Origin of the sequence: Rhizobium sp. NZLR10, from assembly GCF_019685125.1 — a bacterium.
In the GTDB taxonomy this organism is placed as follows: domain Bacteria; phylum Pseudomonadota; class Alphaproteobacteria; order Rhizobiales; family Rhizobiaceae; genus Rhizobium.
In genome coordinates this window covers 257703-272130 of sequence record NZ_JABDWE010000006.1, presented here as the reverse complement: position 1 = coordinate 272130, position 14428 = coordinate 257703, and the positions used below count along the sequence as shown (strand labels likewise).

At 60.8% G+C, this 14428-nt stretch carries 13 protein-coding genes and 1 pseudogene; 4 read left to right on the top strand and 10 right to left on the bottom strand.

All coding sequences use genetic code 11. The annotated features are described in order from the left end of the window. Nucleotides 1–27: 27 nt before the first annotated feature. Nucleotides 28–1266: a sensor histidine kinase gene (locus tag HJB82_RS12120; RefSeq protein WP_221140044.1), complete on the top strand. Its 1239-nt coding sequence runs from the start codon at nucleotides 28–30 to the stop codon at nucleotides 1264–1266. Nucleotides 1267–1277: 11 nt separating this feature from the next. Beyond that, entirely contained in the window at nucleotides 1278–2000 is a 723-nt protein-coding gene (locus HJB82_RS12115; protein WP_207585256.1) for a response regulator transcription factor, read from the top strand. 41 nt (nucleotides 2001–2041) lie between these two features. Here the strand turns inward: HJB82_RS12115 and HJB82_RS12110 are convergent, their stop codons facing one another. Continuing rightward, nucleotides 2042–4366 (bottom strand): EAL domain-containing protein, encoded by a 2325-nt coding sequence (locus HJB82_RS12110; protein WP_221140042.1) that lies wholly within the window; start codon nucleotides 4364–4366, stop codon nucleotides 2042–2044. A gap of 563 nt (nucleotides 4367–4929) precedes the next feature. On the opposite strand from HJB82_RS12110, the pseudogene HJB82_RS12105 reads away from it, so the two are divergent. Beyond that, a pseudogene (locus HJB82_RS12105) lies at nucleotides 4930–5080 on the top strand (helix-turn-helix domain-containing protein); the annotation flags it as partial. Here the strand turns inward: HJB82_RS12105 and HJB82_RS31585 are convergent. The 9 genes from HJB82_RS31585 to HJB82_RS12065 all read right to left on the bottom strand — a co-directional run bounded on the left by HJB82_RS31585 (nucleotide 5046) and on the right by HJB82_RS12065 (nucleotide 13393). Further along, nucleotides 5046–5174, bottom strand: coding sequence for a hypothetical protein (locus tag HJB82_RS31585; protein ID WP_259669622.1), 129 nt, complete (start codon nucleotides 5172–5174; stop codon nucleotides 5046–5048). The pseudogene HJB82_RS12105 and the gene HJB82_RS31585 sit on opposite strands and share 35 nt — an antisense overlap. Nucleotides 5175–5225: 51 nt before the next feature. Continuing rightward, entirely contained in the window at nucleotides 5226–5903 is a 678-nt protein-coding gene (locus HJB82_RS12100) for a YoaK family protein (RefSeq protein ID WP_221140039.1), read from the bottom strand. 167 nt (nucleotides 5904–6070) lie between these two features. Beyond that, nucleotides 6071–7669 carry an MFS transporter gene (locus tag HJB82_RS12095; RefSeq protein WP_207585253.1) on the bottom strand — a complete coding sequence of 533 codons (1599 nt, stop codon included), beginning with the start codon at nucleotides 7667–7669 and terminating at the stop codon, nucleotides 6071–6073. Then, nucleotides 7666–8109, bottom strand: a complete 444-nt coding sequence (locus HJB82_RS12090; protein ID WP_207585252.1) for a DoxX family protein — start codon at nucleotides 8107–8109, stop codon at nucleotides 7666–7668. Before HJB82_RS12090 ends, HJB82_RS12095 begins: the two co-directional genes overlap by 4 nt. A 175-nt stretch (nucleotides 8110–8284) precedes the next feature. Further along, the gene (locus HJB82_RS12085) at nucleotides 8285–10267 is read right to left on the bottom strand and encodes an amidohydrolase (protein WP_221131907.1); all 1983 of its coding nucleotides are present in this window, start codon (nucleotides 10265–10267) and stop codon (nucleotides 8285–8287) included. After that, entirely contained in the window at nucleotides 10267–10554 is a 288-nt protein-coding gene (locus tag HJB82_RS12080; protein ID WP_207585250.1) for a XapX domain-containing protein, read from the bottom strand. The genes HJB82_RS12085 and HJB82_RS12080 overlap by 1 nt, the downstream gene beginning before the upstream one ends. A gap of 65 nt (nucleotides 10555–10619) precedes the next feature. Next, entirely contained in the window at nucleotides 10620–11309 is a 690-nt protein-coding gene (locus HJB82_RS12075) for a hydrolase (protein ID WP_207585249.1), read from the bottom strand. An 894-nt stretch (nucleotides 11310–12203) separates the two neighbouring features. Continuing rightward, nucleotides 12204–12365: a hypothetical protein gene (locus HJB82_RS12070; RefSeq protein WP_221140037.1), complete on the bottom strand. Its 162-nt coding sequence runs from the start codon at nucleotides 12363–12365 to the stop codon at nucleotides 12204–12206. Between the two features lie 95 nt (nucleotides 12366–12460). Beyond that, nucleotides 12461–13393: a VOC family protein gene (locus tag HJB82_RS12065; protein ID WP_207585248.1), complete on the bottom strand. Its 933-nt coding sequence runs from the start codon at nucleotides 13391–13393 to the stop codon at nucleotides 12461–12463. A 117-nt stretch (nucleotides 13394–13510) separates the two neighbouring features. Between HJB82_RS12065 and HJB82_RS12060 the strand changes: the two genes are divergently transcribed. Next, the gene (locus tag HJB82_RS12060; protein WP_207585247.1) at nucleotides 13511–14410 is read left to right on the top strand and encodes a LysR family transcriptional regulator; all 900 of its coding nucleotides are present in this window, start codon (nucleotides 13511–13513) and stop codon (nucleotides 14408–14410) included. The last annotated feature ends 18 nt before the right edge of the window (nucleotides 14411–14428 follow it).

Here is a 14428-nt window from a genome sequence, read left to right as displayed (position 1 = left end):
CTGCTGCCGTCTCGGGGAGGAACTACCATGCTGCATCTCGCACCCGCAGCCATGTTCGACCACTATCTCGGTATTTCCCGGCTGCTCGCGGGCCAGCTCGACTTCCGCTCGGCTATCCGTTCGGTTGCGGCCGAAGTCGCTCATATCATCCCGCACGACCATCTCGATGTCTGTGTGCTTCTTGAGGGAGGCAACTACCATACGGCCTACGAGACGGGCATCGAAACCGCCTGGGGCAACCTTGCCGGCGCGCCTGTGGTCAACAGCCCGATCCGTTCGCTGCTCTGGGGCGAGGTGGACTTTCTGCTGGCGGACGACGCCATGACGGACCCGCGTTTCCACTTCGAGGGCGCCTTCAAGCGGCCGATCGTCGAAGAGTCGCTGAGGAGCCGCCTGCATGTACCGATGAAGGTTCAGGGCACGATCATCGCGGCGCTCTCCTGTTCGTCGCGAACGGCGGGCGTCTACACGATGGAGGATATCGAACGCGCCCGCATCATTGCCGACCTGCTGACACCCTATTTCTTCGCGCTGCAGGCTGCCGAGCAGGCGCAACGCTCGGCCATCGTCGAGGCAGAGGCCCGCGCCCGCGAGGAGGGATTGCGGCAGGGCGCGCTGAAGCTGACCGAGGCACTGGAGCAGGAACGCCAGCGGATCGGCATGGACCTGCACGACCAGACGCTTGCCGACCTGACGCGGCTCGCCCGCCGGATCGACCGGCTGTCGCGCAACGGCGAGGTGGCCCCCGAGGCGCTGGAGCCCGTTTCCCGTTCCCTGCAGCATTGCATGCAGGATCTGCGGCAGATCATCGAACAGGCCAAACCCTCCGTGCTTCAGCTCTTCGGTCTCGCGCAGGCGATCGAGCACCATCTCGACCGATCGACCCGCGACACGGGATCGGCCATCGAATGGGGCCTTGTCGACGAGACGCACGGTGCATTGGAGCGGTTGGAACCGACCGTCAGCGTCGCGCTGTTCCGGATCGCCCAGGAGGCGATCAACAATGCGGTGCGCCATGCCGCCCCGCTGGCCGTTACCGTGCGGCTCGAGGCCGACGAGGAGCGGCTGTCGATCGAAATCTTCGACGACGGGACCGGGCTCGCCAAGGCGCGGGGACGGATCGGCGGCGGCATCGACAATATGAAGACCCGTGCGCGGCTGATCTCGGCGCGTTTCACGACCGGGCCTGGCCACAACAATCACGGGACTGCGGTGCGCGTCGTGCTGCCGCTTACGCCGCACGACCCGGCGAGCGGGCCGGACTGAGGAGAGACACGATGAAGGTTCTGATCGTCGAGGACGACCCGCTGCACCGTTCCTATCTGCATGAGGCGGTCAACGCCGCCCTGCCGGAATGCGATACGGTGATCGAGGCTGAGAACGGCACCGTCGGCGAGAAGCTCGCCCGCGACCACAAGTCGGCGCATATCGTCATGGACCTGCAGATGGTCAGCCGCAACGGCATCGAGGCGGCACGCACCATCTGGAAGGAGCGGCCGGAGACCCGCATCCTGTTCTGGTCGAATTATTCGGACGAGGCCTATGTGCGCGGCGTCTCGCGCATCGTGCCGGATGGCGCAGCCTACGGCTATGTGCTGAAATCCGCCTCCGACGAGCGGCTGAAGCTGGCGCTGCGCTCGATCTTCATCGAGAGCCAGTGCGTCATCGACCGCGAGGTGCGCGGCCTGCAGCAAAAGAGCCTCGGCCAGGCGAACGGCTTTACCGATTCCGAATACGAGATCCTCGTCGATATCGCGCTCGGTCTCACCGACCGGGCCATTGCCAAACGCCGCAGCCTGTCGCTGCGTAGCGTGCAGAACCGCCTGCAGCAGCTCTACGACAAGCTCGACGTCTACCAGAGCGCCGGCGACGACCACGAGGACGGCCGCTTCAATCTCCGCGCCCGCGCCATTACGGTGGCTTTCCTGCGCAAGCTGCTGAACTACAGCGCTCTGGAGCGGGCCGAGGCAGAGCTGCAGGAGTGGCTAGACGGAAAGTAGTCCGGAGCTTGCTGGAAAGCCCATAATTCTGCCCAGGCGGATCAGGCGATGGCTTTCAACGGCGCGCGGCTGCTCGGTGCTGCCTCGGGCTTGCCGAACAGGAAGCCCTGCATCTGCGCCGGATGGCTTGCATGAAGGATCGCAAGCTGTTCTTGCGTCTCGACCCCTTCGGCAATTACCGGCAGGTTGAGCGTCGACGCCATCTCGATGACATTCTCAAACAGCGCCCTGATGGTGGGATCGACGCCGATGCCGGCAAGGAAGCGTCTATCGATTTTCAGCTTGTCGAACGGAAAATCGCGGAGGTTGCTGAGCGAGGAATAACCGGTCCCGAAGTCGTCCAGGACGATCCGGATCCCCATCGAGCGCAGCTGACCGAGCGTGGAAAGGACGGCAGCCCGATCGTGAAACAGCGCCGACTCGGTGATCTCAAGCTCCAGGCGGTCAGGCTGCAGTCCGGTTTTCGCAAGAATTTGCGAGAACTGCTCCACCAGGTTCGGCATCAGAAACTGAACCGGCGAGATGTTGACCGCGATCGTCAGCGGGGTTTTCCACGAGGCTGCTTCGCTGCAAGCTTCTTCCAGGACCCAGATCCCGATGGGGATGATGCAGCCGGTTTCTTCGGCGACAGTGATGAAGTCTGCCGGTGCAAGGATGCCTCTGCTTGCATGACGCCATCGCAACAATGCCTCGTAACCGCACGGCTCTTGCGAGGATGTATCAACGATCCTCTGGTAGACGAGGAACAGATCACCTTTGCCGAGTGCGTGCCGCAGATCATGCTCGAGCTGCCGCTTGGCATGCAATTCAATGTCCATCGCCTGCTCGAACGTGCAGGCTCTGCCGCGGCCGCCGCTCTTGGCCCGGTAAAGCGCCATGTCGGCATTGTTTCTGAGGCGCCGATCGGTAACGCCGTGCTCCGGGTACAAGGCAATGCCGATGCTGGCGCCGAATCCCGAAGAGGTTGCGAGATCTGCGAACTCGCCGGCGAAAGCCTTCAGCAGATCGGCCGACAACGCTTCCGTCTGTTGGCGGGACGTATTTGCGAGGATGATGCAGAATTCGTCTCCGCCCATGCGAGCGATCGTGACATGCGGTGGCAAGGTGCGGACCAAGACCTGCGCAACCCGCTGAAGAACTGCGTCCCCCTCGGCATGGCCGAACGTGTCGTTGACGAGTTTGAAACGGTCCAGATCGAGGGCAAGAAGCGCCAGCCCGCTTGGTGTTTCTGCAGCGCCGGCAATCGCCATCTCGAAACGCCGGTCAAACTCGCGACGGTTCGCGAGGCCGGTCAATGGGTCATGGCGCGCCATATGCTCGATCCTGCGGCTCGCCTCATGGCGCTCGGTCAGATCGCGTACGGCTATGACCTGGCACTCGCGCCCACGATATTCGATCGTTCGAGCAAGGATCTCGACCGGAATCCTGTCCTGGCCCTCTCGGAACACGGCGCCTTGGCAGGTGTCGATGCCAAGGCGTCTTTCGATCGCAAGCACCGCCTCGACCGGTTGCCCTTTCAGAAGCGCAGCTGCCTTACCGGCCATCGCCGCGAATTTCTCGTTGAGATCGATGACGACATTCTCCTGGGCAATGACGAGCCCCTCGAACGAGGCGTTCGCCAGCCCGCGCAGATCGGTCAAATGACGGTCAAGAAACAGGGCTGCGGCGGCTCCGAGCAGGATCAATGTCGAGATGATCGATACAGCGATGGCGATGGCGATCCGATCGACCGATGACAAATCGGCATGGACGGGCTCGGCGGAAGGGGTGATCTGGACACCGCTCATCGACACGGTATGCAGGCTGCAGATCGCCAGGACGATACACGCCGCGCTGGCGAAAATGTAGGAACGGCTGCCTGCGCTCCGCCGTAGGACGGCAAACGCAACCATGCCGAACACGATTGCCAACATACACGCAACGATCGATTTATCTACGGCGAGTGAGACCATGCTGAAAGGCGTGATCGCGAGCAGCCCCACGAAGTGCATCGCCGCAATGGCAATGCCGACCAAGACGCCACCAGACGCCTGGACAAGCCGGCTAGCATTCATGAAAGCGATTTCAACCGCTACCGCAAACAGAACGACGGCGGCGATAATCGACAGAACGATCAGAGGGCCGTCGTAGCCGATGGGCACCGGACCGGCATAGGCCAGCATCGCGATAAAATGGGTTGCCCAGGTGCTGGCGCCGAGAACGACGGCAGCGGCGATGAGCCAGTAGTGGTGGTGGTGCCGCACGCATTCCTGCGCACGCGTCAGCATGAAGACTGCCGTCAGGCTGCCGAAGCAGCAGATCGCCAGGGCAACGAAAAGCAACGTCCAGTCATGCTGGTCGGCGATACATGAAAGCACAGTGAACATGGCATCTCCCGAAGGTGGGGGGAGGGTGCCAAAGCGGACCTAACGAAATCATATAGGCATCATTAAAATGCAACTAATCCATGCATAAACCACAACGAAAAGACGAGAAAAAGCGTCACCTGGCAAGCCGCGAATAAAGGTGGCCACAAACCGCAGCTTCGGCCGAAGCAAGCCGACCTCTGACAAAGTGGTATTCAGGAGCTCCCCAGCGGGAGTGAACGCTTTGGCGTCTGCCAATGACGGACCGGAAATGACGCGGTACCGCGCCGCGACAAGGTTGTATATTCCGAAGGCTGCCAATCCGGCGGCAACCGCGATCCCCTAAGTTCCATAAGACAGATTACGCCACATTGTGATGTAGGAGGGTACATTCTATTTAGTAATGCGACAGTTGGGCCAGTTAGAGATGCGACAGTCTCGCCTCTTGATATGCTGGTCAATGTCAACTTACTGCTCGGCCTCATGCTGCAGGCTTATGACCATGCCGGTGCAGCCGGTCTGCTTTCGCTGGAGCGATCGCGGCCATGCAATCGTCGCCATAGCGAGAATCTTCGCAGCGCGGCGCATGTGTGCTTGAGTTGAGCGAGCGCCAGGTTTGCCGATTGCTGAACCGTATCGGCACTGGCGGCGCGGCGTCGGTGCGGCACAAAGGCGATCGGCCGGCCGTCGAACAGCCGGATCAGCGACGGCGTTCGGGGTTATGCGGTAACGCTAGGATTTCGAGCCCCAGCAATATTCCGCGACCGAGATATTTCAGAATGGGGGCGATCAGGCTGGCGACGCCGCCTGCTTCACTGCCGATGTCCATAGTGGTGTCCTTTTCGATTCGACGGATCAATATCGAAGGGGCTGTCGGGTTTCAGGACTCGGCACCTGCGCTGCTTGCAAAGAGCGCGACCGTGGCAATTACCGCAGGCAGGCTGAACGCCGCTGCGGGAGCGTACATGTAACCGACAGCGCCGACACCGCAGCCGAGGGCGAAGGTCGCGACGGCTGCTGCCATCTTTTTAACCCGTGCTTTCGCTGTCACGACTTCGTCGGCTTTCGGATCGGTCAGAATGTCCGCGAGATCGAGCATGATCTGCGTGGTCGTGCCGGTCATCAGCGTGGAAGGCGGCGCTTTCGACAGATGCGCCTTGTGAAGCCCATTCTGAATAGCCATCGCCGAAACCAGGGCCATGCCGACCGCCAGTGTGACGGCCCCTTCTTCAGCCCGAAACGGGCCATGAAAGAGTGCGTAGGCAGCAACTCCCACAAACAGCAGCAGCTTGACGACAAGCATTGGCCGGATGGGTGAGCGATCCCGACTTTGAAGTTTCAGGCAGACCAGACGTGATACAAAAACGACCAGACAAAACATCGGTAGTGCCAGGAGTTTTGACAATGCTCCGTCCAGACCGTGCGCCAACGTGGCACCTAGCGTCACGAAGTTTCCAGTGACATGGGCGGTGAACAGCCCGGAAAGCGACAGGAAGCCGAGTGTGTCGACATAGCCGCCATTAAAGCTCAGGAGTGTGGGAAGGGAAGGAAGTTTCATGATCGTGACCTCGACTGATGCTGTTGCCGTAATTTCGTGTCTCGCACGGCACCTGAGTTTTGCCGCTGATCGTCGGCTCTCGCAATTGCATCAATTGTTTCGAATTCATTGCGCCAGGCGACATAATGGAAAGGGCGGCCGAAGCCGCCCTGACCTTTGCGTTTTCGTTATGCGGCATCAGGCCGATTGATGGTCAAGAAGTGACGGACGACGGGCTTCTCCGGGCCGACGTGGTAGGTCAGAACTTTGCCCTGAAGGTCGGCGTCTGCATTGGAAACCCGCCGGTGCTGGCGAAGGTGTTCGGCCCAGGATTCCACCATGAACCACTCGACGATCTTCTCCGGGTCAGCCGAGTCTTCGGTAACGCCCCAGCCATATGCTCCATCGCGGCGACGCTCCTTGGACAGATAATCGATTGCGTGCAGGAACGCACTGCGGTGCTGCTTCTCGACCTTGTACTCGATCAGGATCAGAACCGGACCACGGTCATGGGCGATCGGCTCGGCGACAAGCGGTTCGGGCCAGTGGTTGGACGGCACCATGTCGGCATCGCCTGCAGGAAGCTTCACGCGATGCATGATGAAACCGGCAACGAGAAGACCAGCCGCTCCAATGAGCAAGGTAGACTGGATGCCAACAGCTTCGCCGACAGCACCCCAGCCGAGGCTTCCGGCAGTCATCGCACCATTGAATACGGTCAGGTAGACGGCAAGACCACGACCGCGCACCCAGTTGGGTAGAACAGCCTGCGCTGCGCCGTTGAGCGTGGTCAGGGCGGTGATCCATGCGCCCCCGAGGAACATAAGAACGATGATGGCGACGATCTTCGGCGGGGCAAGCGACAGGACACCCAAGACGACTGCGGTGATCAGTGCTGCGCCAAGAAGCAGACCGTCCGAGCTCAGGCGTTCGCGCAGCCTCGGCATGACCAAGGCTCCACCGATCGCACCAGCTCCGACCGCACCAAGCAGGATGCCGTAGAAGCTGGCATCCCCACCGAGCAGTTGCCGGGCGACGAGCGGGAGGAGCGCCCAGACGGCGCTGGCGAAGGCGAAGAAGATGGCGGCCCGCAGGAGGACGACATGCATCGGTCTGCTGGAGCGGGTGTAGCGAAGTCCGGCGCGGAAGGCACCGAAGAAGTTCTCCTGAAGCGCGTCGTTTGCATCCTTCGCCCGTGGCCACCAGACCAGAGCTGCGATCACCACGATGTAGCTTGCGACATCCGCGCCATAGGTGATCCCGGCTCCAAAGGCTGCGAGAAGCAGGCCGCCCGCAGCAGGCCCGATGGAGCGGGCGATATTGATGCCGAGCGAGTTGAGCGCCACCGCGCTCTTCACGTCCTCACGCTTCACCAGTTCCGGAACGATCGCCTGCCAGGTCGGCCCCATCAACGCGGCGCCAATGCCGCCGAGGAAGGTCAGGCCGATCAGCGCGCTGACCGAAAGCATGCCTGTCTGGGACAGAACCACCAGGGATATACTGACGGATGCCAGCAGGAGCTGGACAGCGATCAGGAACTTGCGGCGATCGAGGATGTCGGTGAGAACGCCTGCCGGGATGGCAAGCAGGAAGATCGGCAGGGTTCCGGCCGCCTGAACCATGGCGACTGCGGCGGGCGATGCGGACAGATCCGTCATCAGCCAGGAGCTGGCGACGTCGCGCATGAAACTTCCGGTGTTGCCAACGACGGTGGCGATCCACAGAACAGCGAAGACTGGCTGTGCGAGGGGCCCGAAGGTTCCCCCGGATGATTTTGCGGCACTCATTTGCCTGCTCCCTTGGTGAGGTCAAATGCTGCAACGAAGACGAATGCGCCTGCGAGGCCCAGGTGCTCGAAGAAGGCGTTGGCCGCCATCATACGGTCCATGCCCGGGGCCATTTCCCAGAAGCGGAGCGCGATGAAGGTCGCGAGAAGCGTGAAGCCAGCCAGCGCCAGGGCGCCTGTCCAGCGCAGGAAGCCCGAGACCACCATGGCGGAAGCCGTGAGTTCGAAGACGATGACGGCGACTGCGAAGAAGGCCGCTGGATGGAGGTCGAAATGATCCATCTCGGCCAATGCGCCGTTGAAATCGAAGATCTTGGTGAGCGGTCCCTGGATATAGGCGGCGCAGAGCGCCAGCAGCGACACCGTTCGCGTGACAGGAGAGCCGACGACGCGGGCCAGACTGCTCCGAACTGGATTCGACATATGTGATTGGTTGGTCATATCTGCTCCCTGCAGGTTCGCCGGTCTGAACGAGCGGCTGCGTTTGATGGAGCGATATTGGCTGGTTACCGCCCTGCCAACAATTGCAGCAATCGTTTCGATTCAATTGCGATTTTTGAAATTATGAAATGGATTGCTCGGGCGGCGGCGTGGCCGCCCAAGCGTGAAGCCGAGATCAGACTGCCCAGCAGGAGCAGCCGAGAGCGCCGAAGAATCCCTTGAGGTCGGCGATCGGAAGTTTGGACGTCCAAGCACCGGCATGATCATGCCCATGCACGCCGCAATCGCTGGCACATCCGCATGTGGAGATTGCCGTGCGGCGTAACGAACGGGCACCGGCACCTTCCGGCTCGCCCCAGGCGGCATAGCCGCCGAATTTGCGGACAGGAGACCAGTCGGGCATCGCGGGCGGGATGTCGTTCTCGTCGAGCGTCTTGAAGTCGCCCGCGCCGTAGACGATCTTGCCACCGACCATGGTCAGCTCCGAAACGAGGAACGAGATTTCGTCCTCGGCGCAGGAGAAGAAGTCCTTGTCCGGCACGACCAGATCAGCGAACTGGCCCTTTTCGATACGGCCCTTCTTGCCCTCTTCGTTCGAGAACCAGGTGACCATTTCGGTCCACATGCGAAGCGCCGTCTCGCGATCAAGGCAGTTGGCACGCGGGTAGAGTTGCATTCCGCCAACTGTCTTGCCGGTCACCATCCACGAGAGCGAGACCCACGGATTGTAGGAGGCGACACGGGTGGCATCCGTACCTGCCGAGACATTCACGCCCTTGTCGAGCATGCGCTTGATCGGCGGCGTGGCTTCCGCCACGCCATGGCCGTAGCGCTCGACGAAATATTCGCCCTGATAGGCCATGCGATGCTGAGTGGCGATGCCGCCGCCAAGTGCCGCAATGCGGTCGATCGACCGTTCCGATATGGTCTCCGCGTGATCGAAGAACCAGTTGAGGCCTTTGAGCGGGATGTCCCTGTTGACCTTCTCGAACACGTCGAGCGAGCGGGAGATGGTCTCGTCATAGGTGGCGTGCATGCGCCACGGCCAACGGTTTTCGGCAAGAACCCGGACCACCGCTTCCAGCTCGCCTTCCATCTCCGGAGCCATTTCAGGACGTGGCTGTCGAAAATCCTCGAAATCGGCGGCGGAGAAGACAAGCATTTCGCCGGCACCGTTGTGACGGAAATAGTCGTTGCCCTGCTTGTATTTGACCGACTGCGTCCAGTTCAGAAAATCCTGCTTTTCTTCCTTCGGTTTCTGCGTGAAGAGATTGTAGGCCAGACGAACCGTCATCTGGTTCTCGTCCGACAGCTTCTGGATGACCTCGTAATCGTCCGGATAGTTCTGGAAGCCGCCGCCCGCGTCGATCACTCCGGTCACGCCAAGGCGGTTCAGTTCGCGCATAAAGTGGCGGGTCGAGTTTACCTGATAGTCCAGAGGAAGCTTCGGCCCCTTGGCGAGCGTCGAGTAGAGAATGCCTGCATTCGGCTTGGCCAGCAGCATGCCAGTCGGATTGCCATTGGCATCACGGGTGATTTCACCACCCGGCGGGTTCGGCGTATCGCGGGTGTAGCCGACGGCGCGCAGGGCCGCGCCATTCAGGAGTGCCCGATCGTATAGATGCAACAGGAAGACCGGGGTATCGGGAGCGATCGCATTGATCTCCTCGATCGTCGGCAGACGCTTTTCGGCGAACTGATGTTCGGTGAACCCGCCGACAACGCGCACCCATTGCGGCGCGGGCGTGATCGCCACCTGGCGCTTCAGCATGTCCATGGCATCTGCGAGCGAGCGCACGCCGTCCCAGCGCAGTTCCATGTTGTAGTTCAGGCCACCGCGAATAACGTGGGTATGGTTGTCAATCAGGCCCGGCAGGACGCGCTTGCCCTTGAGGTCGACGATCCTGGTGTCGGGGCCAGCCAACACCATGATCTCGCTGTCGGATCCGACCTCCAAGAACAGCCCGTCCTTGATGGCGATCGCCGTCGCGTTCGGATTGGTCCGGTCAAGTGTGGTGATGCGGCCGTTGTGAAGGATCAGGTCGGGATGCATGGTGTCTACTCGGGTCTGGTTGGGATCGGCGGCTTTCGCCGGTGAGAAGAGGTTCGAAAACGCCAGGCTTGATGCTCCTCCAAGGAAGGTTCGCCGCGTCGTCATCAGCTCCGCTCCTCTACTTGGCCGTCTGCGCGATGAGCAACGTCGATACGATCGCCGCCCTTGGGTAGGTGACCGAACATGTGCGGCTTGATCTGATGAAGCCATGAGACGGCTACCGGCTCCTTGCTCCACAAGGTCTTTGCGAGCGGTATGATCTGTTCGCCGACAAGAATTCCGAGAAGGCCGACTAGAGCGATGACCGGCGGTGCGGGTGAGCGGACGTTGAGCAGGCTGTAGACGATGCCGACAAGCAGGCCTGCACCGAGCGACAGGAGATAGATTTTCATGGGATGTCCTCCAGAATGACGGAAAGACCGCCCCGACGGGGTTATCGGAGCGGGCCGAGCAGGCCTTACTTGGCGGGGTTCGGGCCGATGCGCTTGCCGTGGGCGACGCGTTCGGCGGCCTTGTGGACGTGGGTGTAGGCATAGTCGATGCCCATGCCATAGGCGCCGGAGTGTTCCTTCACAAGCGTGGTGACCGCGTCGTAGGTCTCCTTGCGGGCCCAGTCGCGCTGCCACTCGAGCAGAACCTGCTGCCAGGTGACCGGGATCACGCCTGCCTGCACCATGCGATCCATCGCGTATTTGTGTGCGTCGGACGAAGTGCCGCCCGAAGCGTCGGCGACCATGTAGATCTCGTATTCCGGAACGTCGTGGAGGGCGGAGAGTGCGAAGGTCGTGTTGCAGACTTCCGTCCAGAGCCCCGAGACGACGATCTTCTTGCGTGCGTTGGCGGCATTCTTCGCCAGCGCGTCACGGACGTTCTGGTCGTCCCAGGAGTTCATAGAGGTCCGCTCGAGAATATCGTTCTCCGGGTAGACGGCGAGCAGTTCCGGAAAAGTATTGCCCGAGAAGGATTCGGTTTCGACCGTGGTGATCGTGGTGGGGACGTTGAAGATCTTGGCGGCCTTGGCAAGGCCGACGACATTGTTCTTCAGTGTCTGGCGATCAATCGACTGCACACCGAACGCCATCTGCGGCTGCTGGTCGATGAAGATGAGCTGGCTGTTTGCCGGGGTCAGGACTTCGAGCTTGGACATAGTCAATTCCTCTTCGGTTGTTTGGACCGCCTGTGCGGTGTCAGAATGGGCAGCAGCATCGGATGCCGCGGCACGACGCTCGTTCTGCAATCCTTGGAGTGTTGCGGGTTCCCTTTGAGAGCCGCTCACTCGTTGTCTTGGCTGCTGAATAGAAATCTATTGCGTCGGCTCTCGACACGGAATTGCAATATTACTTGCGAATGAATTACACATTTCGCAACAATGGACATCAAGCCTCAGCTTCCGCCGTTCCGTAGTGGGGAAGCGCCCGCCGCTCGCCCGATCAGGGGAGTCGGAACCACGCCTGGAATCTGGCGCCGAAACGCCTGGGCCGCTCCAGCGCGCGCGGCCAGATTTGCCTGTCTTTCGTTCCATGGATCTGACTATTCGACAAGACCTGCGGCGAACTTCGCGCGAGAAACTATCCTAATATGACCCGACGCGCCACAACGGTGGATTGAGCGGAAATTTGCAAACCAGCGGCTCGGGAAGTCTGTTCGACCTCCACGCCCTCTTCATAAGAGTTCATTGTGAGGGAGCATCGGCGGTCGCCAACAATATGGGCGAATGGGTCCAGGCGGGCAGTGCACGCACTCTCGTGACGAGGCCTCTTCGGGAAGCCGAGATGACAATGGCCTATGTCGCCAGAGGTTACACCGAGCGGGATCCTGCCGTGGTCATATCCGGCCGACGACGCGTTTCTCATCGTGCTCCATCTGATCGAGTCGAGCATTCCGACATATGGCAGAACAGACCGCCCTCTCCTCCGAAGATCTTATCCCAAAGGATCCGTCTGTCTCATAAGTCTGCGCAGGGCGCGGCAATCGCCGTCCGCGGAAAGTTCGAAGCATTCGTCATACATCTCCCGCGGAAGCATCTGACCGAACTCGCGGATCAGACAGGTGAGGGCTGAATGATCTGGCTGTCTGTCGCGGCATGGATGATCCTACGGTGCGGGATATCGGCGCTGCCCTCCTGCCCCTGATCGGTCAGGATGGCGCGGACCGCTCTCTCGTCGCGCATATCGCCCTCGCCCTCAACGCCCGCATAGCTCATCGCTGCGGGCGTTCGCGCAGGACGCACTGAAGCGCCGCGATTCAGGGATCCGCGACGCTTCAAGTTCTTCGTCACATGACGATCAATGCTGGGCATCAGGCCGCCAGCGGCACGAGGTTGGCCTGGATCTCATCCCGGAATTCCTCGTATCGGCTCGGGAGCTTGAGTGCTTCGCCGAGATGCGCGGTGTCCTCGTCTCGGTTGAAGCCCGGCTCGTTCGTGGCAACCTCGAACAGAACGCCACCCGGCGTGCGGAAGTAGATCGCCCAGAAATAGTCGCGGTCGATGACGGGCGTGACCTGATATCCGGTATCCATCAGCGCCTTGCGCACCTCAAGCTGCTTCTCGCGGTTGTCGACCGCAAACGCGATATGGTGGACCGAACCCGCACCCTGACGGGCAAAAGGCGTCTTCGGCAGTGCTGCAAGATCGATCGTGTCCGCTCCGTTTCCGTTTGGAATGATGAAGCGAGTCACATCGCCCTCCTTTTCGGCGCGTTGGTAGCCCATGAAGCCGAGCAGTTCTTCAGTCGCTGCGATATCGTGCAGGCTGAAGCGAGCGCCGGCGAAACCGCGGATGGCAGCATCGCTAGGGATACCGTCGCCCAGCCATGGGGCGCGGGTATCGTCGGCGGACTCGATAAGCGCAAGGCTGTCGCCATCCGGTCCCATGAAACGAAGACGGTTGGCACCAAAGACGGTGTCCGTTTCCAGCCCGTCGACACCTTGAGCGGTGAAGCGATCCTGCCAGAACTTCAGCGAACCCTTCGGCACGGAGAACTGCGTTTCACCGACCTCGCCCACGCCTGGACGCCCCAGCATCATGTTCTGGAACGGGAAGTAGGTCATGACCGTCCCGGCTGAGCCGTTCTCGTCGCCGTAATACAGATGATAGACGCTTGGGTCGTCAAAGTTGACTGTCTGCTTGACGCGGCGCAGGCCCAACGTGTCGGTGAAGAAGCGGTTGTTCTGCCGCGCATCCGATGCCATCGAGGTCACGTGATGCAGTCCCTTGATATCTTTGATCATGTCGATGCCTTTCAATGGGCGTTGATGTTCGTGTGTTGATATGAATGTAGGCCGGTTGATCGCCGCCGAGAATTGCAATATTCCTTGTGATTGAATTGCAATTTTTGAAACAATGATATGAACGATTACAAAGCTCTCCGAACCTTCCTCCTCGCCGCCGAGAAGCGGAATTTCGCCCAGGTAGCCCGCGAACTGGACATGACACCCGCAGCCGTCACGCGTGCCATCGCCGCGCTCGAGGCAGAACTCGGCGTTCAGCTCTTTGTGCGCACTACGAGGCAGGTTTCCCTCACGACCGATGGCGCGATCTTTGCCGCGCAGATCCAGCCTGCGGTGAAGACGCTCGAAGACGCACGGCGCGAGGTGATGAACACTCACAAGGCTGACGAAGGGCGGCTCCGGATCAGCGCGCCGACATGGTTCGGAAAGGCAGTGCTGCCGCCGATCCTTTCAGGATTCAAGGAACGATATCCAAAGATGAGCTTCGAGATCTCGCTGTCCGATGGATTGGTGAACATTGTCGATGACGACTACGACCTGGCGATCCGCATCTCATCCCAACCATCGGACAAGTTCACGATCTGGCGCAAGATCCGTGCCGTTCCTCGGATACTCATCGCGGCGCCCGGGAGTCGGTTCGCCGAAATGCAGCACCCGAACGAACTGACACCTGACGACTGCCTCGCCTATAGCGGTGAGAGCCGGCGCGAGAACTGGGTGCTATCGGATGGTGGATCCAGCATGACGATTTCGGCAGGTCGGGCCTTCAGCGCCAACAGTGGCGAGGTTCTGGCGGACATGGCCGCCGACGGTGTGGGCGTTGCCATGCTACCGGGGTTCAATATTGCCGACCACATCCGCAGCGGTCGTCTTGTCCATGTCTTCAAGGGATGGGCTCCGCCCGACCTGTGGTTGACGCTCTACTACCCGCCATATCAGGCCCTGCCGCCCCGGATCGCATCCTTCTCGAAGTTCTTCGAAGAGCAAGTCCCGGCGCACATGGTCATGCTGGATTGACGTTCAGTTAGGACGACG

Coding starts and splice junctions, on each gene's coding strand:
- HJB82_RS12120 (WP_221140044.1), top strand. CDS start 28: ATGCTGCATCTCGCACCCGCAGCCATGTTCGACCACTATCTCGGTATT.
- HJB82_RS12115 (WP_207585256.1), top strand. CDS start 1,278: ATGAAGGTTCTGATCGTCGAGGACGACCCGCTGCACCGTTCCTATCTG.
- HJB82_RS12110 (WP_221140042.1), bottom strand. CDS start 4,366: ATGTTCACTGTGCTTTCATGTATCGCCGACCAGCATGACTGGACGTTG.
- HJB82_RS31585 (WP_259669622.1), bottom strand. CDS start 5,174: ATGGACATCGGCAGTGAAGCAGGCGGCGTCGCCAGCCTGATCGCCCCC.
- HJB82_RS12100 (WP_221140039.1), bottom strand. CDS start 5,903: ATGAAACTTCCTTCCCTTCCCACACTCCTGAGCTTTAATGGCGGCTAT.
- HJB82_RS12095 (WP_207585253.1), bottom strand. CDS start 7,669: ATGAGTGCCGCAAAATCATCCGGGGGAACCTTCGGGCCCCTCGCACAG.
- HJB82_RS12090 (WP_207585252.1), bottom strand. CDS start 8,109: ATGACCAACCAATCACATATGTCGAATCCAGTTCGGAGCAGTCTGGCC.
- HJB82_RS12085 (WP_221131907.1), bottom strand. CDS start 10,267: ATGACGACGCGGCGAACCTTCCTTGGAGGAGCATCAAGCCTGGCGTTT.
- HJB82_RS12080 (WP_207585250.1), bottom strand. CDS start 10,554: ATGAAAATCTATCTCCTGTCGCTCGGTGCAGGCCTGCTTGTCGGCATC.
- HJB82_RS12075 (WP_207585249.1), bottom strand. CDS start 11,309: ATGTCCAAGCTCGAAGTCCTGACCCCGGCAAACAGCCAGCTCATCTTC.
- HJB82_RS12070 (WP_221140037.1), bottom strand. CDS start 12,365: ATGAGCTATGCGGGCGTTGAGGGCGAGGGCGATATGCGCGACGAGAGA.
- HJB82_RS12065 (WP_207585248.1), bottom strand. CDS start 13,393: ATGATCAAAGATATCAAGGGACTGCATCACGTGACCTCGATGGCATCG.
- HJB82_RS12060 (WP_207585247.1), top strand. CDS start 13,511: ATGAACGATTACAAAGCTCTCCGAACCTTCCTCCTCGCCGCCGAGAAG.